Raw genomic sequence first — 21,962 nt, forward strand, 5'->3', positions numbered from 1 at the left:
TCACGCGCACGAGGCCGCACCTTCCGCAGTCCGGACACTCACTCATGCGCACCTGAACACGCTCATGCACAGTCAGCCGCCAGCAGTTCACAACCTCCTGGCGGCCCGTGCGCGCCGGGGTCACGTCGCTGCGGGTGCCTCGCAGACGGCCACGCCCCGCTCCCACAGGCTCCCCAGGACCAGGTGCCCCTCGGCCTCGCACACGCTGGTGACCATGCGGTAACCCGAGTGGCGGCGGGCGAGGTGGTGGACGACCCGGCCGGCGTCGTCGAAGGCCAGGACGGCGACCGTGCCGGTGGGGCGGAACGGGGCGCGCACGGCCACCCGGGCGGCGGCGCGGCGGACCGCGGGCGCGGCGCGGTGGAGCAGGTCGAGCGGGGGGACCCGGGGCCCGGCGAGCGCGACCCAGACGGGTCCGTCGGGAGTACCGCGCCAGAGGTTGTCGGGCATGCCGGGCAGGTTCTCGGCGAAGGGCTCGGTCCGCCCGGCCCGCGGTCCGGTGAGCCAGTGCCGTACGAGCCGGCGGGCGCCGGTCTCGGCGACGACGAGGAAGGACTCGTCCGCGCCGACGGCGATCCCGTTGGCGAACCGCAGGCCGTCCAGCACCACCTCGGGGGTGTCGGCGCCGGGGGCGAGACGCAGCAGCCGCCCCGTCGCGGTGTGTTCGACGATGTCGCCGATCCAGTGCTCCAGGGGGTAGCGGCGGGTGGAGACGGTGACGTACACGCTGCCGTCCGACAGCGCCACGGCGTTGCTGCAGAAGCGCAGCCGCTCCCCCTCCACCGTGTCGGCGAGGACGCGGACCGTGCCGTCGCCGGTGCCGACGCGCAGCAGCCCGCGCTCGGCGTCGCACACCAGCAGGTCGCCGTCCGGGAGCAGTTCGAGCCCGAGCGGCCTGCCACCGGTCTCCGCGATCACCTCGGTACGGGCCGTGACGGGGTCCGTCACCCCTTCCAGACGCAGGATGCGGCCGTCCGCCAGGCCGGTGAGCACCCGGCCGCGGGGGTCGGCGACCACGTCCTCGGGGCCGTGGCCCACCGCGACGTAGTGACGGGGGACGAGTGCCGTGGGACGGTCCATCGTGTGCGGGTCCTCCACCGTCGGGGGCGATCGGGCTGCCGGGTCGCCGAGTCGGGGCCGTGGCGCAGCGCCGGGCCGCCCGGCTTGGGTGACGCCGCTGCGGGGTCCGCCCGGTCGGAGTGGTTCTGCTTGCGGGGCTCGCCCGGCCGTCGGGGTGATTCTGCTGCACGGACCGGCCCGGCCGGGCCGGATTGGCCGGACCGGGTCGCCTACCAGCCTTTTTCGAACACCCGGGCGATCTCGGCGATCCGCACGTCGTCGCGGTGGTAGCGGACCCGGCCCGCGGACCGGCCGGTGTGCACCATGCCGGTGGCCGCCAGCAGCCGGAGATGGGTGACGGCGACCGGGAGCGGGAGGGCGAAGCGCGCGGCGACCTCGTCCGCCGTGACCCCGCCGGCGCCGGCGTCGGGTTCCCTCAGCCAGGCCAGGATGCGCATCCGCGTCTCGTCCGTGGGAGTCCTCAGCATGTCGTGCCCCTGCCTCGCGGCACCGTCCTCTGGTCCTCTTCGCCGCGTCCTCCCACTGTCCCGCACCCCGCGCGGCCGTGTCCGGCACTCGGCAGCGTTGACCGATACCCAACTCCTCCACGGCGCGGCGGAGTTCAGCGGGCAGGAGTCCGGCCGGCCGGCGTTCGGCGGGAGGGGGCGCGGCGCGGACCGCCACGCCCCCTCCCCCGCCGTCTCAGCGGTGGCGGAACCAGGACACCGACGCCAGCGCCCGGTCGTCGTAGCCGAACAGCGCCTGGTTCTCCCAGGCGTTGCCGGAGGACGGGTCGGTCGGGTCCCAGCCGTTGCCGTCCACCGCGGTCCAGGTGGCCTCCCAGTAGAAGATGCCCAGGCCGCGGCCGTTGGGTACGGCCTCCACGATGCTCATCATGTCGTTCATCCACCGGGTCTGGCCGGCCACGGTCGCCGGGTAGCCGGGGACCAGTTCGGCCGCGGTGTCGATGATGTTCTCGTGTGCGTCCTCGCTGTCCAGCCGGAACGGGTAGGCCGTCTCGGCGACGAAGACCGGCTTGCCGTAGCGGGCGGCCGCGTCGTCGAGGGTCGTCTGGAAGTCGGTCAGGGTGCCGTGCCAGTAGCCGTAGAACGACAGGCCGATCGCGTCGAAGCGCACTCCGTGGGAGCGGGCGCTGTCGAACCACCAGCGGGTGCCCTCCAGATCACCGCCCTCGGCGAGGTGCAGCGCCACGGTGGTGGACGCGTCGACCGCCTTGACCGCGTCGTAGCCGGAGTTGAGCAGGCCGGCCAGCCGGGTCCAGTCGGCGGTGGACCCCTCGTTCCACAGCATGCCGCCGTTGATCTCGTTGCCGACCTGGACCATGTCGGCGGTGGTGCCTTGCGCCTTCAGGGCGTTCAGCACGTCGTGGGTGTGCCGGTACACGTCGGTCCTGAGTTGGGCGTACGTGTGCCCGGCCCAGGCGGCGGGCTTGTCCTGGCGGCCGGGGTCGGCCCAGAAGTCGGAGTAGTGGAAGTCGACCAGGAGCTTCATGCCCTGCGCCTTGACGCGCCTGGCCGTGGCCAGGACCCGGGCCTTGTCGTTGTAGCCGTCGGCCGGGTTCACCCAGACCTTCAGGCGTGCGTAGTTCATGCCGGAGGACTTCAGGATCGACAGCGCGTCGCCGGCCGTGCCGGAGCCGGTGCGGTAGACGCCGCCCTTGGCCTCGCTCTTGGCGAGGGAGGACACGTCGGCGCCCTTGATCGACGTACCGGACGTCCCCGGGGTGAAGGTCAGGTCGTCGACATTGATCCAGTTGCCCGCGTTCGCGTCACTGTTGACGCTGATGGTGCACTGTCCCGCGGTCACCCGGACCGGCACGACGATCCTGATCCAGCCGCTGGAGGAGACCGGCAGGTCGGTACGCTGCTCGGGCCCGCCGCAGTTCTTCAGCGCTATGTACGCGGACTTCTGGCCGCCGCCGGAGCGCACCCAGGCGGTGAGCCTGTAGGACCCGTTGGTGAGCCCGGACAGGTACTGGTAGGTCTCGGCCTTGTACGCGGAGGAGGCCCAGTGGCTCAGGCGGTGGCTGCCGCCGTGACCGCCGGACTCCACGAACGAGGCGCCGGTGTCGCCGTACTCGGACCAGCCCGCCGGTACGGCGGTGCCCGAACCGTCGGCCTCGAAGCCGCCGTTGGTCAGGGTGCTCGCCGCCTGGGCGGAGGGGGCGGGCAGGGCGGTGAGGGCGAGTCCCGCGGCGAGCGGCAGCAGCAGGGCTCTCAGTGTGCGTCTGGGATGGAACATCGTCGTCCGTCGTCCCTTCGACGTCGGTGGGGGTGGGGTGCCCCTGCCCCGGAAGGGCGGTGAGGGGCGTGACCCTCCGCCCGCGGCTCGTGGCACGCGCGGGCGGAGGGAGTCGGTTCAGCCGTCGAGCCGGACGACCCGGACGGCTCCGGCGGGGACGGCCAGGCGGCCCGCTGCGCGTTCCCCGGTGAGCAGTTCGGTGCCGGGGGTCTCCAGCGGGACCTTGGCGTCGGCGCTCGTGTGGTTGACGGCGAACAGGAAGGTGCCCGACTCGCCGACGCGGCGCACCACCTCGACATCGCGGGGCAGGTCGGCGCGCGGGTCGAGCCGCGCGTCCTGGCCGGCCCGGGCGAGCACGGTGTCGAGGCCGTCGGCGCCGAGCCGGGTGGAGACGTACCAGGCGGTGCCCTCGCCGAGGCGGTGCCGGGTGACGGCGGGGCGGCCCGCGGTGAGGCCGTCGGCGTAGGTCAGGACGGTCTCGGCGCCGCGCGGCACCACGAACTCCGTCCAGACGTCGGCGTCCAGCCCGGCCGTGCCGGGGCCGGTGACGCGCACCGTCTCGCCGCGCAGCAGCGGCGAGAACTCCTCGACGGTGAGGCCGAGGACGTCGCGCAGCGCGCCCGGGTAGGCGCCCGCGTGGACGGCGTCGTGCTCGTCGACGATGCCGGAGAAGTACGAGACGACCAGTGTGCCGCCGTTCTCGACGTACTGCCTCAGGTTGCCGCCGGCCGCCTCGGTCATCAGGTAGAGGGCCGGTACGACGACAAGGGGATACCTCGACAAGTCGGCTTCCGGATGGGCGAAGTCGACGGTGAGGTGGCGGTCGTAGAGGGCCTCGTAGAAGGCGTCGGCGCGTTCGCGGGCGTCGTGGTCCTCGCTGGGGCGCCAGTCGAGGTTCTGCGCCCACCAGGAGTGCCAGTCCCACAGCACGGCCACGTCGGCCTCGGTGCGGGTGCCGCGTACGGCGCTCAGCGACTCGACGGAGGCGCCGAGTTCGACGACCTCGCGCCACACGCGGGTGTCGGTGCCGCCGTGCGGGAGCATCGCGGAGTGGAACTTCTCGGCGCCGCGCCGGGACTGGCGCCACTGGAAGAACATGGCGCCCTCGGAGCCGCGCGCCACGTGGCCGAGGGAGTTGCGGGCCATCTGGCCGGGGGCCTTGGCGGGGTTGCGCGGCTGCCAGTTGACGCCCGAGGTGGAGTGCTCCAGCAGCAGCCAGGGGGCTCCCCCGGCCACCGAGCGGGTGAGGTCGGCGGCCATCGCGAGATTGACGTGGGTGCGGCGGCCGTCGGTGATGAGGTAGTGGTCGTTGGTGACGAGGTCGACCTCGCGGCCCCAGGCCCAGTAGTCGACGGAGTCGCACTGGCTCAGCGCCGTCATGAAGTTGGTGGTGACCGGGACGCCGGGTGAGAGGCGGTGCAGGATGTCCCGTTCCGCGCGGAAGTTCTCGCGCATGGTGGCGTCGGCGAACCGCTTGTAGTCCAGGGCCTGGGCCGGGTTGCCGACGGTGGGGGTCGTACGCGGCGGGTTGATCTCCTCGAAGGAGGCGTAGCGCTGGCCCCAGAAGGCGGTGCCCCAGGCGTCGTTGACCGCGTCGACCGTGCCGTAGGAGGCCGTCAGCCAACGGCGGAAGTGGGCGGCGCAGGAGTCGCAGTAGCAGGCCGAGACGGGGACGCCGTACTCGTTGTGGACGTGCCACAGGGCGAGGGCCGGGTGGCCGCCGTAGCGCTCGGCGAGCCGGGTGGTGATGCCGGCGGCGGCCGCGCGGTAGTCGGCGTTGCTGTGGCAGATGGCGCCGCGGGAGCCGAACTCGTGGCGCAGTCCCTCGGCGGTGACGGGCAGGGCGTCGGGGTGGGCGCGGTAGAACCAGGCGGGCGGCGCGACGGTGGGGGTGCCGAGGTCGACGCGGATGCCGTGCTCGTGCAGCAGGTCCAGCAGGCGGTCCAGCCAGCCGAAGTCGTACGTGCCGGGCGCGGGCTCCAGCAGGGCCCAGGAGAAGATCCCGACGCTCACCATGGTGACGCCGGCCTCCCGCATCAGCCGGACGTCCTCCTGCCAGACGCTTTCCGGCCACTGCTCGGGGTTGTAGTCCCCACCGAAGGCGAGCCTGGTGAGGCCCCTGGGGGTGGTCTCCGGCATGGATGGTCTCCCGGTCGATCGATCAATTGGGAACGTGCACACACAGTATCGCTGCGCTGAGCCCAACATAACCGCACAGCAACAACCATTGACAAGTGTCCGGGATGTTTCTCTACTGTGAACGCTCACAGAAGCAGGGCAGGTCCTCGCAGCGGGCGAGGACCCCAGGTCAGGGGAGAGATCCATGCCGTACACAAAGCGCCGCCGCCTGGTGAGAACCGCCGTCGCACTGGCCCTCGGCGCCACCACCCTCGCCGCCTGCGGCACGGACTCCGGCGACGGCGGGAGCGAGGCGGGCCCGGCCTCGCTGACGTACTGGACGTGGACGCCCGGCATGGACAAGGTCGTCGACCTCTGGAACAAGGGCCCGGGAAAGAAGGACCGGATCACCGTCACGGTGAAGAAGCAGGCCTCCGGCGACACGCTCGTCACCAAGATCCTCACCGCGCACAAGGCGGGCAAGGCCCCCGACCTGGTGCAGGCCGAGTACCAGGCGCTGCCCACCCTGGTCAGCAACGACGCGCTCGCGGACATCTCCGGAGAGGTGGGCGGGGTCGAGGACAGGTTCGCCGACGGCGTCTGGCAGCAGACGACCCTGGGCACGGACGCGGTCTACGCGGTCCCGCAGGACATCGGGCCGATGATGTTCTACTACCGCGAGGACCTGTTCGAGGAGTACGGCCTGACGGTGCCGGCGACCTGGGACGAGTTCGCCGAGACCGCGCGCAAGCTGAAGAAGGCGGCGCCCGGCAAGGACCTCACCACCTTCTCCGCCAACGACTCCGGCCTCTTCGCGGGCCTCGCCCAGCAGGCCGGCGCGAAGTGGTGGACGGCCTCCGGCGACCGGTGGAAGGTCGCCATCGACGACGCGGCCACCCAGAAGGTCGCGAAGTTCTGGGGCGGCCTCGTCGCTGAGGGCGCCATCGACAACCAGCCCATGTACACCCCGGCCTGGAACAAGGCGCTCAACACCGGCAAGCAGATCGCCTGGGTCAGCGCCGTGTGGGCCCCGGGCACGCTCACCACCGCCGCCCCCGACACCAAGGGCAAGTGGGCCATGGCCCCGCTCCCCCAGTGGTCCGCGAGCGAGAACCGCACCGGCAGCTGGGGCGGCTCCTCCACCGCCGTCACCACCGACTCCCGGCACCGGGCGGCCGCCGCGAAGTTCGCCGCGTGGCTGAACACCGACAGCGAGGCCCTGAACGCGCTGGCCAAGGAGAGCGGCATCTACCCCGCCGCCACCAACGCCCAGACCAGCGGCGCCTTCCTCAAGCCGCCGGCCTACTTCTCGAACCAGGCCGACTTCTACACCAAGGCCGCCGACATCGCCGAGACCACCGCGCCCTCGGCCTGGGGCCCGAACGTGAACGTCGCCTACACCACCTTCAAGGACGCCTTCGGCGCCGCCGCCAAGAACAAGTCGGACTTCGGCGCCGCGCTGGACAGGATGCAGGCCGGCACCGTCGCCGACCTGAAGAAGCAGGGCTTCGAGGTCGCGGAGTGAAAAGCACGGCACGCCGGCGACCGTACGGGGGCGAGGGGGCCCCGTACGCCCGTCCGTCTCGCACCACCACCCGCGCGACCACCCGCGCACGAGCGCGGAGCGCCCCCTATCTCTTCCTGATCCCCGCGACGGTCCTGTTCGCGCTGTTCTTCGCGCTGCCCATCGGCTACGCGGTGTGGCTCAGCTTCCGCAAGGTGAAGGTCTCCGGCCTCGGCCTCGGTTCCGGCGCCCGCACGGAGGTCTGGGCCGGTCTGGAGAACTACACCGACGCCCTCTCCGACAGCGAACTGCTGCACGGCGCCCTGAGGGTGCTGGGCTACGGCTGCATCGTCGTCCCGGTGATGCTGGGCCTGGCCCTGCTGTTCGCGCTGATGCTCGACGCGGAGAGAGTGCGGCTCGCGCCCTTCACCCGGCTCGCGATCTTCCTGCCGTACGCCATCCCGGGCGTGGTCGCGGCGCTGCTGTGGGGGTTCCTGTACCTGCCGGACGTCAGCCCCTTCTACTTCGTGCTCGACAGGCTGGGGCTGCCGCAACCGGATTTGCTGGACGGCGGGCCGCTGTACCTGGCCCTGTCGAACATCGCGGTGTGGGGCGGCACCGGCTTCAACATGATCGTCATCTACACCTCCCTCCAGGCGATCCCCGCGGAGGTGCACGAGGCGGCGAAGCTGGACGGCGCCACGCCTGTGCAGATCGCCCTGCGCATCAAGATCCCGATGGTGGCCCCGTCGCTGGTGCTGACGTTCTTCTTCTCGATCATCGCCACGCTGCAGATGTTCAACGAGCCCACCACCCTCAAACCGCTCACCAACTCCGTGTCCACGACGTGGAGTCCGCTGATGAAGGTGTACCGGGACGCCTTCGGCGAGAACGACATCCACGGGGCCGCCGCGCAGGCCGTGATCATCGCCTTCGCCACGCTGCTGCTGTCCTTCGGCTTCCTGCGCGCCGCGAACCGTCGTCAGAAGCAGGAGACAGCCCGATGAGTTCCCTCGCCGTCCCCCAGGCCGAGCCGGTGGCGGGCAGCACGCCCGGCACCTCCCGGGACCGGCCGCCGCTGCGCCGCCGCATCGCCCCGATCCCGACGGTCACGCTGCTCCTGGGCGCGCTGTACTGCCTGCTGCCGGTGGCCTGGGTGGTCATCGCGGCCACCAAGTCCGGGCGTGAGCTGTTCTCCACCTTCACCTTCCTGCCCGGCACGGGCTTCACGGACAACGTCCGGGACCTGAACGCCTACCGCGACGGCGTCTACTGGCAGTGGATGGGCAACTCCGCGCTGTACGCCGGCCTCGGCGCCCTGCTGTCGACGTGCGTGTCGGCGGTCAGCGGCTACGCGCTGGCGATCTACCGCTTCCGGGGCCGCGAGGCGCTCTTCAACGTGCTGCTCGCGGGGGTGCTGATGCCGCCGGTGATCCTCGCCGTCCCGCAGTACCTGCTGCTGGCGAAGGCCGACCTCACGGACTCGCACCTGTCCGTGCTGCTGCCGCAGATCCTCTTCCCGTACGGCGTCTACCTGGCCCGGATCTACGCCGCCGCCGCGGTGCCGGCCGACGTGGTGGAGGCCGGGCGGATGGACGGGGCGGGCGAGTGGCGGATCTTCACGCGGATCGGGCTGCCCATGATGATCCCCGGCATGGTCACGGTGTTCCTGTTCCAGTTCGTGGCGATCTGGAACAACTTCCTGCTGCCGTACATCATGCTCAGCGACGACGAGAAGTTCCCGATCACCCTGGGGCTGTTCACGTTGCTGGAGCAGGGCGCCAACGCCCCGGCGCTGTACACCCTGGTGATCACGGGCGCGTTCCTCGCGGTGCTGCCGCTGGTCGCCCTCTTCCTGGTCATCCAGCGGTTCTGGAGTCTTGATCTGCTCTCCGGAGCCGTAAAGTCATGACCATGAACGCTGCGGGGGGCAGGCGCAGGCCGCCCACGATCCACGACGTGGCGCGCGAGGCGGGGGTCTCGCGCGGCACCGTCTCACGTGTGCTCAACGGCGGCCACTACGTCAGCCCGGCCGCCCAGGAGGCGGTCAACGCGGCCATCCGCAAGACCGGTTACGTCGTCAACCGGCACGCCCGCTCCCTGATCACCGGCCGGTCCGACTCGGTCGGCTTCCTGCTCACCGAGCCCCAGGAGCGGTTCTTCGAGGACCCCAACTTCAACGTGCTGCTGCGCGGCTGCACCCAGGCGCTCGCCGCGCACGACATCCCGCTGCTGCTGATGCTGGCGGGCACGGAGGACGAACGGCGGCGCATCACGCGGTACATCACCGCCGGGCACGTCGACGGGGTGCTGCTGGTCTCCAGCCACTCCGGCGACCCGGTGGCCGAGCAGCTGCGCGGGGCCGGGGTGCCGCTCGTGGCGTGCGGGAAGCCGATCGGGCTGGGCTCCAAGGTCAGCTACGTGGCGGCCGACGACCGCGACGGCGCCCGGGACATGGTCCGGCACCTGCTGTCGCTCGGGCGCCGCCGGGTGGGCACGGTCACCGGCCCGCTGGACACGCCCGGCGGAGTGGAGCGCCTGGCCGGCTACCGGGAGGTGCTGGCGGCGGAAGGGCTGGAGTTCGACGAGCGGCTCGTGGTCTCCGGCGACTACAGCCGGGCGAGCGGCGAGGCGGCGGCCGAGCGGCTGCTGGCGCGGGCCCCGGACGTGGACGCGGTGTTCGTGGCGTCGGACCTCATGGCGCAGGGGGTGCTCGCGGCGCTGAAGCGGGCGGGCCGGCGGGTGCCGGAGGACGTGGCGGTCGGCGGTTTCGACGACTCGCCGGCGGCGGTGGCGGCCAGCCCCGAGCTGACGACCATCCGGCAGCCCTGGGACCGCATCAGCGCCGAGATGGTGCGGGTGCTGCTGGCGCAGATCGGCGGCGAGGACGCGGCGGCGGTGATCCTGCCGACGGAGCTGGTGAAGCGGGAGTCGACCTGAGGCTCCCCTCGCGGGCGGGGCGTGCTCCATGCACGGTCATCGAACGCCGTGCCGGTGTTACCGTTCCCCTATGGCGGCGAAAACGGCTGGTACGCGGCTCGAGGAGCGGTGGCGGGACATCCTGTCGGCGCACGCGCGCACGATGTGCGAGATCGACCGGGCGCTGCATCCCTACGGCCTGGGCGCGTCGGACTTCGAGGTCCTGGACATGCTCGCGAGCGCCGCGCCCGGGGAGGGCGACCAGTGCCGGGTGCAGAACCTGGTCGGGCGGGTGCATCTGAGCCAGAGCGCGCTGTCGCGGCTGATCGCCCGGCTGGAGAAGGACGGGCTGGTGACGCGCACGGTGTGCGAGGAGGACCGGCGCGGTGTGTGGGTCAGGCTCACCGCCAAGGGCCGTGACCTGCACGCCGAGGTGCTGCCGCTGCAGCGGGCCGCACTGGCCCGGACCCTGGGCGCGTAGGCGGCCCGGGCCCGGTTCTGGTCGGTCGCCCTAGGGGCGTGCCAGCAGGGTGCGCACTCCCTCCGAGGTGAGCGTCAGGCGGTGTTCCGAGCTGCCGTCGATGGTGAGCGACAGGTCGTCGGCCGGCCACTGTGCGGCCAGGGCGCCGAGCGGCACCAGACGGTAGCGGGACACGAACGGCAGCAGCCCGGCCATCTCCACCTCGGAGGTGAACACGGGCACGACCGGCTCGCCGCCCGGCTGCTCCAGCACGGGCAGCGCCACCGCCGAGGGGTTGGCGGCGTCGGCGTCGTTCGCGTCGTCGGGCACGGGGATGAGCACGTCGCTGTTGGCGAGCGCGTCCAGAGCCGCCGCGTCCTCGGTGTTCTCGGCGAGGACGTCCAGAGCCCGCTGGGCGGGCGTGGGCGTGGGTTCGTTTGCGGGTGTCTCCATGGCAGATTCCCTGGTAGCGGCGGTCTTGCGGCCTGCCCGGCACATGGGTCGCCCCGGGCACGGTCCTGCCCGCGTACCCGATCGGGCACGGCACAATCCTGGTGGGTACCGCCGGTTGCGGGACGGGCACGGTCCTGTCCCGGCTGGGGAGGACCGGTGAAGGACGCCGTCACCGGCGAGAGGATCGCCAGGGACGGTGATCCCGGCCCCGGCGACAGCTTCCCGGAGGCGGAGGCGGAGGCGGCGACGGATCTGGCCTGCCCGGGCTGGGGCCGCCGGCGGGGACGCGCGTGCCCGTCGCCGGTCTCTCGGCGGCGGGTTGCCCACCGGGACGTCCGACGGCTGGAGCGTCGACGTCGTCGGCCCCGCGTGGCCCGACCACAAGGTGTTGCTCCGCCCAGGCGGGGGGGGTGCCGTACCGCAGGCCGCACGGTGAGGGCTGGTGAAACATCTTCGGCGCCGACTGCTCGGAGCTGCGCGGCCGCCGGCTTCTCGCCCTCCGGGCGGACCCTGGGCGTGGCGACGAGCAGTGACCTCACCCTGCTGACCCGCCCGGGCTGACCCGTGCGGCCGCGCGCTGAGGGCGGCCGGACCGGCAGCGGTCCTCCCGCCGGTCCGCCGCCGTACGCCGGCGTCAGCCGCTCTCGGCCACGGCCCGCCGCCAGGCCGTCTCGCGCAGCAGCCGCAGCCCGTTCAGCCCGACCAGGACCGTGGAGCCCTCGTGACCCGCGACGCCCAGCGGCAGCGGCAGTTCCCCGGCGAGGTCCCAGACGACCAGGCCCGCGATGAACACCCCGGCGATGACGAGGTTCTGCACGACGAGCCGACGGGCGCGGCGGGAGAGGGCGACGGTGGCGGGGACGGCGGCGAGTTCGTCGCGGACGATCACCGCGTCGGCCGTCTCCAGTGCGAGGTCGGAGCCCGCCCGGCCCATGGCGATCCCGGTGTGGGCGGCGGCCAGGGCGGGCGCGTCGTTGACGCCGTCGCCGACGACCAGCACCTTGCGGCCGGTGCTCTCCAGCTCGCGCACCGCCGTCAGCTTGTCCTGCGGCAGCAGCCCGGCGCGCACGTCGTCGATGCCGGCCTCGGCGGCGAGGCGGGCGGCGGCCCGGGGGTTGTCGCCGGTGAGGAGTGTCGGGGCGGCGCCGGTGAGGGCGGTGAGCGCGGCGACCGTGGCGGCCGCGTCGGGGCGCAGCCGGTCGGCGATGCCGAGGAGCCCGGCCGGGGCGCCGTCGACGACGACCAGGACGGCGGTACGGCCGGACTCCTCCAGGCCGGCGACGGCGGCCGGGACGTCGTCCGTGAGCCGGGCGGGGGCGCCCACCGCGACCGTACGGCCGTCGACGACGGCTTCCACCCCCACCCCGGGAGCGGAGCTGAAGTCGCGTGCGTCGGGCAGGTCGAGGCCGCGCTCGTGGGCGGCGTCGACCACGGCGCGGGCGAGCGGATGCTCGCTGGGCCGCTCGGCCGCGGCCGCCAGGGTCAGCAGCTCGCGCTCGTCCAGGCCGGATCCGGGCAGCGGCCGGACGTCGGTGACGCGCGGGCTGCCCTCGGTGAGGGTGCCGGTCTTGTCGAGCGCGACCGCGTCCACCTGGCCGAGCCGCTCCATCACCACGGCCGACTTCACCAGCACGCCGTGCCGTCCGGCGTTGGCGATGGCCGACAGCAGGGGCGGCATCGTGGCCAGGACGACCGCGCAGGGCGAGGCCACGATCATGAAGGTCATGGCCCGCAGCAGCGCCTCGGAGAGCTGCTCGCCGAAGGCGAGCGGCACCAGGAAGACGGCCAGGGTGGCGGCCACCATGCCCAGGGAGTAGCGCTGTTCGACCTTCTCGATGAACAGCTGGGTGGGTGCCTTGGTCTCGGACGCCTCCTTCACCATGCGCACGATCCGGGCGATCACCGAGTCCGACGCGTCGCGCGCGACCCGCACGCGCAGGGCGCCGGTGCCGTTGAGGGTGCCCGCGAAGACCTCGTCGCCCCGCTCCTTGGGCACGGGGAGCGGTTCGCCGGTGATGGTCGCCTGGTCGACCTCGCTCGCCCCGTCCAGCACGTGCCCGTCGGCGCCGAGGCGCTCCCCGGGGCGCACGAGGACGGTGTCACCGACCGTCAGCTCCTCGACGGGCACGGTCCGTTCGCCGCCGTCCGGGGTCAGCCGGGTGGCGGTGGCGGGGGCCAGGTCGAGCAGGCCGCGCACGGAGTCGGCGGTGCGGGCGGTGGCCAGTGCCTCCAGCGCCCCGGAGGTGGCGAAGATGACGATGAGCAGCGCCCCGTCCATCACCTGCCCGATGGAGGCCGCGCCCAGGGCGGCGACGACCATCAGCAGGTCGACGTCGAGGGTGCGGTCCTTCAGCGCCTTCAGCCCCTCCCAGCCCGGTTCCCAGCCGCCGGTGGCGTACGCCAGCGCGTACAGCGGGCCCCAGGTCCAGGCGGGGGCGCCGGTCAGCTGCAGGGGCAGCGCGAGCAGGAAGCAGGCGGTGGCCGCGGCGGCCCAGCGCGCCTCCGGGAGGGCGAGGACCCGGGTACGCCGCCGGGGCACCGGCCCGGTGCGGGAGGGCCCGGCCCGGTCGACCGGCTGCGGCGTGAGGGTGGAGGTCATCAGGCGTCCTTCTGGCGGGGGCGCGAAGCGTCCCCACCATACAGGAACACATGAAGACTCATTCATACCTTCATGTGCGACGGGGCTCGTCCTCCTCGTCACCGCACGGGCATCGCCAGGTACTGGTACTCCAGGAACTCGTCGATCCCGACCCGCCCTCCCTCACGCCCCAGTCCGGACTGCTTGACGCCGCCGAAGGGCGCGGCGGGGTTGGAGACGAGGCCGGTGTTCAGGCCGACCATGCCGACCTCCAGCCCTTCGCCGACGCGCAGGCCGCGGTCCAGGTCGCGGGTGAAGACGTAGCCGACGAGGCCCCAGGGCGTGTCGTTGGCGCGGCGCAGCACCTCGTCCTCGTCGTCGAAGGCGAGGATCGCCGCGACCGGTCCGAAGATCTCCGTGTCCATGAGGCGGCTGCCGGGGTCGACGCCGTCGAGCACGGTCGGCGGGTAGAAGCTGCCCGGCCCTTCCGGTGTCCGGCCGCCGGTGAGGACGCGGGCGCCGCGCTCCACGGCGTCCGCGACGAGTGCCTCCACCTTGGCGCGCCCGGCCGCGTCGATCAGCGGGCCCACGTCGACGCCGTCCCGGCTGCCGGGGCCGACCACCAGCGCGCCCATCCGCCCGGCGAGCCGGCGCCCGAACTCGGCGGCCACCGGCCGGTGCACGAAGAAGCGGTTGGCGGCGGTGCAGGCCTCCCCCATGTTCCGCATCTTGGCGACCATCGCACCGTCCACGGCCGCGTCCAGGTCGGCGTCCCCGAAGACGATGAACGGCGCGTTGCCGCCCAGCTCCATCGAGGTCCGTACGACGGTGCCCGCGCACTGGGCCAGCAGGATCCGGCCGACGGCGGTGGAGCCGGTGAAGGACAGCTTGCGGATGCGCCCGCCGCGCAGGAGCGGCTCGCACACCTCTCCCGCGCGGGAGGTGGTGACGACGTTCAGCACCCCGTCCGGCAGGCCCGCCTCGGCGAGGATCCCGGCCAGCGCGAGGCTGGACAGCGGGGTCTGCGGGGCGGGTTTGAGGACCATCGTGCAGCCGGCGGCGATCGCCGGGCCGATCTTGCGGGTGCCCATGGCCAGCGGGAAGTTCCAGGGCGTGATCAGCAGGCAGGGGCCGACCGGGCGGCGCGTGAGCAGCATGCGGGTGCCGCCGTCGGGGAGCAGGCCGCAGCCGCCGTCGATACGGACGGCCTCCTCGGAGAACCAGCGGAAGAACTCGGCGGCGTAGGCCACTTCCCCGCGCGCCTGCGCCAGCGGCTTGCCCATCTCGGAGGTCATGAGGCGGGCGAGTTCGCCGGTGCGTTCGAGGATGAGGTCGTGGGCGCGGCGCAGGATCTCGCTGCGGGCCCGGGGCGCGGTGCGGGCCCAGGCGGGCTGTGCCTGGACGGCGGCCTCTTCGGCGAGCCGGGCGTCCTCGGGGCCGGCGTCGGCGACGCGGCAGAGGATCTCGCCGGTGGCGGGGTCGTCGACGGGCAGGGTGGCGCGGTCCGCGGCGTCGGTCCACGCACCACCGATGAACAACTGGGTCGGGGTCTCGGTCATGTTGCGCCTCCTGGCGGGTCGGCGGCGGGGTCGTCGGGGTCCGGTCCGGAGTCGGCTGGCGCGGGGAGAAGTCCACCGCCCGTGCGCTGCACGGCAGTTGGAGGCGGCGCCTGTGCCCTCCCCTCGGCGGCGGCTAGCCGGGCGACGTGCCCGCCACGACGGCCTTCGCCCAGGCACGGAGGCCCTCGTCCACCTCCGCCTCGCCGATCACGAGCGCCGGCATCATACGGACGACCTGGTTCCAGGCGCCGCACAGCAGCAGGAGCAGGCCCTCGTCGACGGCGGCGCGCTGCACCCGGGCGGCGGTCTCGGGATCGGGGCTGCCGTCCTCGTGGACGAACTCGCTGGCGAGCATCAGGCCGAGGCCGCGCACGTCGCCGATGCCCGGGGTGCGGGCCGCCACCGCCTCGAGCCCCCGGCGCAGCCGCTCGCCCATGGCTTCGGCGTTCCCGGTGAGCTTCTCGTCGCGGACGACGTCCAGCGTGGCGCAGGCGGCGGCACAGGCGACGGCGTTGGCGCCGTACGTGCCGCCCTGCGAGCCGGGCCAGGCCTTGCCCATCAGCTCCTCGGGGGCGGCGATGGCGGAGAGGGGGAAGCCGCTGGCCAGGCCCTTGGCGGTGACCAGGATGTCGGGGCGGACGCCGAAGTGGTCGTGGCCCCAGAAGCGGCCGGTGCGGCCGACGCCGGTCTGGACCTCGTCGAGGACCAGCAGGAAGCCGTGCCGGTCCGCGCGTTCGCGCAGGCCCTCCAGGAAGGCGCGGCTGGCGGGCACGTACCCGCCCTCGCCCAGGACGGGCTCGACGACGATCGCCGCGGTGTCGGCGGGCGACGAGATCGTCTGGAGGGTGTAGTCGAGCTCCCGGAGGGCGAAGCGGGTGGCGGTCTCCTCGTCCCAGCCGTACCGGAAGGCCGTCGGGAACGGGGTCACGACCACGCCGCTCATCAGCGGGGCGAAGCCGGACCGGAAGCGGACGCCGGAGGTGGTCATGGAGGCCGCGGCGACCGTACGGCCGTGGAAACCGCCGTGGCAGACCAGGACGTTGGGCCGGCCGGTGGCCTGGCGGGCCAGCCGCAGGGCCGCCTCGACGGCCTCGCTGCCGGAGTTGGTGAAGAACAGGCTGTCCAGCCCGGCGGGCAGGACCTCGCCGAGCCTGTCCACGAGGCGGCGCAGCGGCCGGTGCATGACGGTCGTGTACTGGCCGTGCACCAGGGTGCCCACCTGTTCCCGTGCCGCCTCCACGACCCTGGGGTGGCAGTGCCCGGTGCTGGTGACGCCGATGCCGGCGGTGAAGTCGAGGTAGCGGCGGCCGTCCTCACCGTAGAGGTGGACGCCCTCGCCCCGGACCGCCACCACGGGCGTGGCCTGGCGGAGGTGCGGCGACAGTGCGGTCATGTTCGTCTCCCGGCCGTGCGTCGAGGTGGGGTGCCCTGCCCGGATCTGCTCCGGGTCCGAGCATCCGGGCCGCCGCGGGGCCCGGCAACGCGTGATCTGTCCGGCGGGGACGCCGTGTCCGGACGGTGTGTCAACCACCGCGCCCCGCACGTCCCGCCCGCCCCGTACGCGGACGGCCGGCGCGCGGGCGGGTGCCGCTTGCCGGGGTGACCGGGCGGGCAGGGAGACAACCGTGAGCGAACACCCTCCGGCGGACGACCGGGCCGCCGTCCCGGCCGGCCGCGCGCCCACCGTGGCCGACGTCCTCGCCCTGCCCGTGCTGGCCGCCGGGCAGCCGCACGTCGTTGCGGGGCCGGCCCGGCTGGACCGGCCGGTGCGCTGGGTGCACATCACCGAGCTGACCGACCCGGCGTCCTTCCTGAAGGGCGGCGAACTGGTGCTGACCACGGGCATGCCGCTGCCGGACGACGCGGCGGGAGTCCGCCGGTACGTCGACGAGCTCACGGAAGTGGGGGCCGCCGCCCTGGTCATCGAGCTGGTACGGCGCTACCACCGCCCGCCCGACGCCCTGGTGCGGGCCTGCCGCGCGCGGGATCTCCCGCTGGTCACGCTCGCCCGGGACGTCAACTTCCTGGAGGTCACCCAGGTCGTCCACGCCCTGATCCTCGGCCATCAGGCGGACGCGATGCGCCGGACGCAGCGCATCCACGAGGCGTTCACGGCGCTGACGCTGCGCGGCGCCGGAGCGGAGGACGTGGTCCGCGCGGCGGCGGAGATGAGCGGTCGCACGGTCGTGCTGGAGAACCTGGTGCACCAGGCGCTGATCTGCGAGCCGTCGGGCAGCACCATCGAGGAGGCGCTGGCCGGCTGGGAGCGGCGTTCCCGGGCGGCGGGGCCCGCGGACCGCACGGGGGCGGGCGGTCGGGAGGGCTGGCTCGTCGCGCCCGTGTCCTACCGCGGCGAACGCTGGGGCCGGCTCGCGATGCTGCCCGGCGGCGGGTCGGACTTCGCACCGGAGCACCTCACCGTGCTGGAGCGCACGGCGATGGCCCTGACCGTGGCCCGGCTGATCCACTCCACGCCGTGGGAGCACACGGCGCACCGCACCGCCCTGCGGGAACTGGTGGAGCAGCGCCACCACTCCCCCGCGGACGCCCGGGCCCGCTGCGCCGCCCTGGGGCTGCCCACGCGGGGCGTGGTGTTCCTGGCGGTCCTCGTCGACCCGGGTCCCGGAGAGGCGGGCGGCGATCCGGAACCCGGGCTGCGCCGGGAGCTCAGGTCGGCGGGCATCCCGGCACTGGTCGGTGAACTCTCCCCCGGCCGCCTCGGCATCCTCCTGGCGCTGCGCCCCGAGCAGCCCTGGCGTGCGGTGGCCGAGCGCCTGGGCCGCACCGCGCTGGGCCTGTCCCCCGGGGCGATCGTCAGCGTCGGCTCACGGGCGGCGGACCTCGCCGGCACCGCCCGCTCCTTCCGCGAGGCGGCCCGGGTCAGCGAGGCGACCCCGCCCGGGCAGCCCCTCCCGGCCGGCCGCTCCTTCCACGAACCGCCGGACGTCGACCTGCGCCGCCTGCTGTACGCCCTGCGCGAGGACACCCGCATCCAGGACTACACCGAGCGCCGCCTCGGCCGGCTCATCGACCACGACGCCCGGCACGGCACCGGCCTGCTGACCACCCTGGGCCACTACCTGGACGCCGCCGGCAACAAGACCACCGCCGCGCGCCGGGGCGGGCTGTCCAGGGAGACCCTCTACCAGCGGCTGCGCACCATCGAACGGCTCCTCGGCCAGGACCTCGAATCCGGTGAGCGCCGCACCGAACTGCACGTCGCCCTCACGGCGTTGCGCGTCCTGCGCGACCACTGAGCGGAGCTGCCCGAGGAGGCCGCGGTCCCGCACGCCCGCGGCGGGCTCAGGTGTCGAAGTCCACCGTCAGCGTCTGTGACACCGGGAACGACTGGCAGGTGAGGACGTAGCCCGCGTCCACCTCGGCCGGTTCCAGGGCGAAGTTGCGGCGCATGTCCGCCTCACCGTCGGTGACCAGGGCGCGGCAGGTGCCGCAGACGCCGCCCTTGCAGGCGAAGGGCAGGTCGGGGCGGGTCTGCTGGGCGCCTTCGAGGATCGAGCGGTCGCGGGGCAGCGGGGAGGTGGTGGAGCGGCCGTCGAGGGTGACCGTGACCTGGCTGACCGGGCCCGACGGGCCGGTCTCGGTGTGCCGGACCTCGCGGACGGGCTCGTCGTCGGCGTAGAACAGCTCCTGGTGGACGCGGTCGGCGGGGACGCCGAGGCCGGTGAGGACCTGCTGGGCGGCGCGGACCATGCCGTGCGGGCCGCAGAGCCACCAGTGGTCGGCGGACTCCACGTCGACCAGCGCGCCGACGAGCGCGGAGAGCCGCTCGGCGTCGAGGCGGCCGGAGAGCACCTCGGCCTCGCGCGGTTCGCGGGAGAGGACGTGGGCGAGCTGGAAGCGCGCGGGGTACAGGTCCTTCAGGTCGGCCAGCTCGTCGGCGAACATCACCGTGCCGGTGCGGCGGTTGCCGTACAGGAGGGTGACCCGTGAGCGCGGGTCGGCGGCCAGGACGGACTCGGCGATGGAGACCATGGGGGTGATGCCGGAGCCGGCCGCGATCAGCACGTGGTGGCCGGGGGCGGTGAGGTCCGGGGTGAAGGCGCCGGTGGGGGCCATCACCTCGACGGTGTCGCCGGGGCGCACCTCGTGCACCAGCCAGGAGGAGAACAGCCCGCCCGGGACGACCCGGACGCCGATGCGCGGTGCCGATCCGGCGGGCGAGCAGATGGAGTAGGAGCGGCGCTCGTCACGGCCGTCGATCTCGCGCCGGAGCGTGAGCGACTGGCCGGGCGCGAAGGCGAACTCCTCGGCGAGCCCGGCCGGGATGTCGAAGCTGACGGCGGCCGCGTCCTCGCACAGCGGCCGCACGGCGGCGACCCGCAGGGAGTGGAAGGCCGGGCGGCGGCGGGCACGCGCGCGTGCCGCCGGGGCGGGGGCCGGCTCCATCAGGTCCTCCATCAGATCTCCTTGACGTACTCGAAGGGCTCGCGGCAGGCCAGGCAGCGCCACAGGGCCTTGCAGGAGGTGGCGGCGAAGCGGGAGGTCTCCTCGGTGTCGGCGCTGCCGCAGCGGGGGCAGGCCACCGAGCGGCGGGTCGGCGACAGCACCAGCGGCACCGGGCCGCCGGTGCGCGCGGGCGCGGCGCCGGGCGGCGCGATGCCGTGCTCGGCGAGCTTGCGGCGGCCGTCCGCGGTGATCCAGTCGCTGCTCCACGGCGGGTCGAGCACGGTGCGGATCTCCACGCGCCCGTACCCGGCGTCCCGCAGCCGGGCGGCCACGCCGGCGCGCATCTCGGCCATGGCGGGGCAGCCCGAGTACGTCGGGGTCAGGCTCGCGACCACCGTGCCGTCCTCGGTGAGGGACACCTCGCGCAGCACGCCGAGGTCGGCCAGGGTCAGCATGGGCAGTTCGGGGTCGGGCACCCGCTCGGCGATCCGCCGGGCCCGGGCCTCGTCCAGGAGCGTGGTCACCATGCCGCCTCCGGGTGCGCGCGGGCCACGCCCTGCAACTCGGCCAGCAGCGGGGCGAGATGCCCGGTGTGCTCGCCGGAGCGGCCCGAGCCGGGCAGCGGACGGTAGACCGGCATGGGCAGCCCGGCCGCCTCGGTGACCTGGCGCAGCACGGCGACGACCTCGTCGCGGACGTCGTACGCGGTGAACAGCTCGCCCAGGTAGGGGCCGGCCTGCTCCAGCGCGCGGCGCATACGGCGGTGCGACTCCTCGGTGCCGTCGCCGAGGCGCACGGCCCACTCGGCCGCGTACTGCCGGTGGTAGGCCAGCTCCTTCACGCCCTTGGCGGCGATCGCGGAGAGCACCGGGTCGCGGTGGGCGGTGAGCCGCTCGAAGTGCGCCAGGCGCCAGCTGGACAGGACGAGCAGCCGCACGATCGAGAACGCGAAGTCGCCGTTGGGCAGTTCGGCCAGGCGCACGTTGCGGAAGTCGCCGGCGTCGCGGAAGTAGGCGAAGGCGTCCTCGTCGCGGCCGGTGCCGTCGGCCTGGCCCGCGCGGGAGTACAGCAGGCGGGCCTGGCCGAGCAGGTCGAGCCCGATGTTGGCCAGCGCCACCTCCTCCTCCAGCTCGGGGGCGCGGGTGGTCCACTCGGCGAGCCGCTGGGCCGAGACCAGGGCGTCGTCGGCCAGGGTGACGCAGAGCGTCGCCAGTTCACCCGCGTCGACGCCGTCCGGCACGGTGGTGTCGACACCGTGCAGCGGGTCCTCGAAGCCGGTGCCGTAGGCCCAGCGGGTGTCGTCCTCGTGTCCCTCGGCGAGGGTCAGGTAGACGTGGTCGTCACTCATGCCCTCTCCTTCAGATGTGGGGGACGTCGTCGGGGATGTCGTAGAACGTGGGGTGCCGGTAGACCTTGTCGGCGCTGGGCGCGAAGAAGGGGTCCTTCTCGTCGCGGGTGGAGGCGGCGATGTGCTCGGAGCGGACCACCCAGATGCTCACGCCCTCGTTGCGCCGGGTGTACAGGTCGCGGGCGTGGGTGAGCGCCATGCGGTCGTCGGCGGCGTGCAGCGAGCCCACGTGGACGTGGTTCAGGCCGCGCTTGCCGCGCACGAACACCTCGTACAGCGGCCAGTCCTGCTTGCCGGCGGTCATGCCACCGCTCCCTTCCGTTCGCGGGACGCCTGCTTGGCCGCGTGGGCGGTGGCCGCCTCACGCACCCAGGCGCCCTCCTCGTGGGCCGTGCGCCGCCGCGTCATGCGCTGCTCGTTGCACGGGCCGTCGCCCTTGATGACCCGCATCAGCTCGTCCCAGTCGGGCGTGCCGAAGTCGTGGTGGCCCCGCTCCTCGTTCCAGCGCAGCTCCGGGTCGGGGAGCGTCACGCCGAGCTTCTCGGCCTGCGGGACGGTCATGTCGACGAAGCGCTGGCGCAGTTCGTCGTTGCTGTGCCGCTTGATCTTCCAGGCCATGGACCGCGCGGAGTTGGGCGAGGCGTCGTCGGGCGGGCCGAACATCATCAGCGACGGCCACCACCAGCGGTTCACGGCGTCCTGCACCATCTCGCGCTGCTCCGGGGTGCCGCGCATCATCGTCATCAGCAGCTCGTAGCCCTGCCGCTGGTGGAACGACTCCTCCTTGCAGATCCGCACCATGGCGCGCGCGTACGGCCCGTAGGAGGAGCGGCACAGCGGCACCTGGTTGCAGATCGCGGCGCCGTCCACGAACCAGCCGATCACGCCGACGTCGGCGAAGCTCAGCGTCGGGTAGTTGAAGATCGACGAGTACTTCTGGCGGCCCTCGATCAGCCGCTCGGTCAGGTCGGCGCGGTCGGCGCCCAGGGTCTCCGCCGCCGAGTACAGGTACAGCCCGTGCCCGGCCTCGTCCTGGACCTTGGCGAAGAGGATGGCCTTGCGGCGCAGCGACGGGGCGCGGGTGATCCACTCGCCCTCCGGCTGCATGCCGATGATCTCCGAGTGCGCGTGCTGCGCGATCTGCCGGATCAGCGTCTTGCGGTAGCCCTCGGGCATCCAGTCGCGCGGCTCGATGCGCTGGTCCCGCGCGATCGTCGCGTCGAAGTGCCGCTGGAGAGCCGGCTCGGTGCCGTCCGCCCCCGGGGCGCTGGAGTGTGTCGTGTCCATCCGTCCCA

The 21,962-nt window shown here is 73.5% G+C and carries 19 protein-coding genes; 6 read left to right on the top strand and 13 right to left on the bottom strand.

Going from position 1 to position 21,962, the window contains the following annotated elements:
• Positions 1 to 120: 120 nt before the first annotated feature.
• The 4 genes from ABZY20_RS35980 to ABZY20_RS35995 all read right to left on the bottom strand — a co-directional run bounded on the left by ABZY20_RS35980 (position 121) and on the right by ABZY20_RS35995 (position 5,460).
• Positions 121 to 1,080: an SMP-30/gluconolactonase/LRE family protein gene (locus tag ABZY20_RS35980; RefSeq protein WP_356447548.1), complete on the bottom strand. Its 960-nt coding sequence runs from the start codon at positions 1,078 to 1,080 to the stop codon at positions 121 to 123.
• 209 nt (positions 1,081 to 1,289) lie between these two features.
• Positions 1,290 to 1,547 (bottom strand): helix-turn-helix domain-containing protein, encoded by a 258-nt coding sequence (locus ABZY20_RS35985; protein ID WP_356447550.1) that lies wholly within the window; start codon positions 1,545 to 1,547, stop codon positions 1,290 to 1,292.
• Between the two features lie 214 nt (positions 1,548 to 1,761).
• Entirely contained in the window at positions 1,762 to 3,321 is a 1,560-nt protein-coding gene (locus ABZY20_RS35990) for an arabinogalactan endo-1,4-beta-galactosidase (protein WP_356447551.1), read from the bottom strand.
• Between the two features lie 117 nt (positions 3,322 to 3,438).
• Positions 3,439 to 5,460, bottom strand: a complete 2,022-nt coding sequence (locus ABZY20_RS35995) for a beta-galactosidase (RefSeq protein ID WP_356447553.1) — start codon at positions 5,458 to 5,460, stop codon at positions 3,439 to 3,441.
• Between the two features lie 184 nt (positions 5,461 to 5,644).
• On the opposite strand from ABZY20_RS35995, the gene ABZY20_RS36000 reads away from it, so the two are divergent.
• The 5 genes from ABZY20_RS36000 to ABZY20_RS36020 all read left to right on the top strand — a co-directional run bounded on the left by ABZY20_RS36000 (position 5,645) and on the right by ABZY20_RS36020 (position 10,343).
• Positions 5,645 to 6,964: an extracellular solute-binding protein gene (locus ABZY20_RS36000; protein ID WP_356447555.1), complete on the top strand. Its 1,320-nt coding sequence runs from the start codon at positions 5,645 to 5,647 to the stop codon at positions 6,962 to 6,964.
• Positions 6,961 to 7,950, top strand: a complete 990-nt coding sequence (locus ABZY20_RS36005) for a sugar ABC transporter permease (RefSeq protein ID WP_356447557.1) — start codon at positions 6,961 to 6,963, stop codon at positions 7,948 to 7,950. Before ABZY20_RS36000 ends, ABZY20_RS36005 begins: the two co-directional genes overlap by 4 nt.
• Positions 7,947 to 8,855, top strand: a complete 909-nt coding sequence (locus ABZY20_RS36010; RefSeq protein ID WP_356447559.1) for a carbohydrate ABC transporter permease — start codon at positions 7,947 to 7,949, stop codon at positions 8,853 to 8,855. Before ABZY20_RS36005 ends, ABZY20_RS36010 begins: the two co-directional genes overlap by 4 nt.
• A complete protein-coding gene (locus ABZY20_RS36015; protein WP_356447561.1) occupies positions 8,852 to 9,883 on the top strand; it encodes a LacI family DNA-binding transcriptional regulator in 1,032 nt (343 codons plus the stop codon). The genes ABZY20_RS36010 and ABZY20_RS36015 overlap by 4 nt, the downstream gene beginning before the upstream one ends.
• Before the next feature lie 70 nt (positions 9,884 to 9,953).
• Complete coding sequence (locus ABZY20_RS36020) at positions 9,954 to 10,343, top strand: MarR family transcriptional regulator (RefSeq protein WP_356447562.1); 390 nt, start codon at positions 9,954 to 9,956, stop codon at positions 10,341 to 10,343.
• 30 nt (positions 10,344 to 10,373) lie between these two features.
• On the opposite strand, the gene ABZY20_RS36025 is transcribed toward ABZY20_RS36020, so the two are convergent.
• From ABZY20_RS36025 to ABZY20_RS36040, 4 genes are all read right to left on the bottom strand, one after another.
• Positions 10,374 to 10,775 (bottom strand): SseB family protein, encoded by a 402-nt coding sequence (locus ABZY20_RS36025; protein WP_356447563.1) that lies wholly within the window; start codon positions 10,773 to 10,775, stop codon positions 10,374 to 10,376.
• A 634-nt stretch (positions 10,776 to 11,409) separates the two neighbouring features.
• A complete protein-coding gene (locus tag ABZY20_RS36030) occupies positions 11,410 to 13,374 on the bottom strand; it encodes a heavy metal translocating P-type ATPase (protein WP_356447564.1) in 1,965 nt (654 codons plus the stop codon).
• Between the two features lie 98 nt (positions 13,375 to 13,472).
• Complete coding sequence (locus ABZY20_RS36035) at positions 13,473 to 14,912, bottom strand: NAD-dependent succinate-semialdehyde dehydrogenase (RefSeq protein WP_356447566.1); 1,440 nt, start codon at positions 14,910 to 14,912, stop codon at positions 13,473 to 13,475.
• 133 nt (positions 14,913 to 15,045) lie between these two features.
• Positions 15,046 to 16,305 carry an aminotransferase class III-fold pyridoxal phosphate-dependent enzyme gene (locus ABZY20_RS36040; protein WP_356447568.1) on the bottom strand — a complete coding sequence of 420 codons (1,260 nt, stop codon included), beginning with the start codon at positions 16,303 to 16,305 and terminating at the stop codon, positions 15,046 to 15,048.
• Here ABZY20_RS36040 and ABZY20_RS36045 point away from each other — a divergent pair.
• Positions 16,304 to 18,169 carry a PucR family transcriptional regulator ligand-binding domain-containing protein gene (locus ABZY20_RS36045; protein ID WP_356447570.1) on the top strand — a complete coding sequence of 622 codons (1,866 nt, stop codon included), beginning with the start codon at positions 16,304 to 16,306 and terminating at the stop codon, positions 18,167 to 18,169. The two genes, ABZY20_RS36040 and ABZY20_RS36045, sit on opposite strands and share 2 nt — an antisense overlap.
• 46 nt (positions 18,170 to 18,215) lie before the next feature.
• Here ABZY20_RS36045 and paaE read toward each other — a convergent pair whose 3' ends face one another.
• From paaE to paaA, 5 genes are read right to left on the bottom strand one after another with little or no spacing between them, the layout of a single operon-like run.
• Complete coding sequence (paaE, locus tag ABZY20_RS36050; protein ID WP_356447572.1) at positions 18,216 to 19,331, bottom strand: 1,2-phenylacetyl-CoA epoxidase subunit PaaE; 1,116 nt, start codon at positions 19,329 to 19,331, stop codon at positions 18,216 to 18,218.
• Positions 19,331 to 19,846: a 1,2-phenylacetyl-CoA epoxidase subunit PaaD gene (paaD, locus tag ABZY20_RS36055; RefSeq protein ID WP_356447573.1), complete on the bottom strand. Its 516-nt coding sequence runs from the start codon at positions 19,844 to 19,846 to the stop codon at positions 19,331 to 19,333. Before paaD ends, paaE begins: the two co-directional genes overlap by 1 nt.
• The gene (paaC, locus tag ABZY20_RS36060) at positions 19,840 to 20,667 is read right to left on the bottom strand and encodes a 1,2-phenylacetyl-CoA epoxidase subunit PaaC (protein WP_356447575.1); all 828 of its coding nucleotides are present in this window, start codon (positions 20,665 to 20,667) and stop codon (positions 19,840 to 19,842) included. The genes paaD and paaC overlap by 7 nt, the downstream gene beginning before the upstream one ends.
• A 10-nt stretch (positions 20,668 to 20,677) precedes the next feature.
• On the bottom strand, positions 20,678 to 20,971 hold the full coding sequence (gene paaB / locus ABZY20_RS36065; RefSeq protein WP_356447577.1) for a 1,2-phenylacetyl-CoA epoxidase subunit PaaB: 294 nt from the start codon (positions 20,969 to 20,971) through the stop codon (positions 20,678 to 20,680).
• Positions 20,968 to 21,954 (bottom strand): 1,2-phenylacetyl-CoA epoxidase subunit PaaA, encoded by a 987-nt coding sequence (paaA, locus tag ABZY20_RS36070; protein ID WP_356447579.1) that lies wholly within the window; start codon positions 21,952 to 21,954, stop codon positions 20,968 to 20,970. Before paaA ends, paaB begins: the two co-directional genes overlap by 4 nt.
• Positions 21,955 to 21,962 lie beyond the last annotated feature (8 nt).

This window comes from Streptomyces sp. NPDC006624, from assembly GCF_040611555.1.
Taxonomy (GTDB): domain Bacteria; phylum Actinomycetota; class Actinomycetes; order Streptomycetales; family Streptomycetaceae; genus Streptomyces.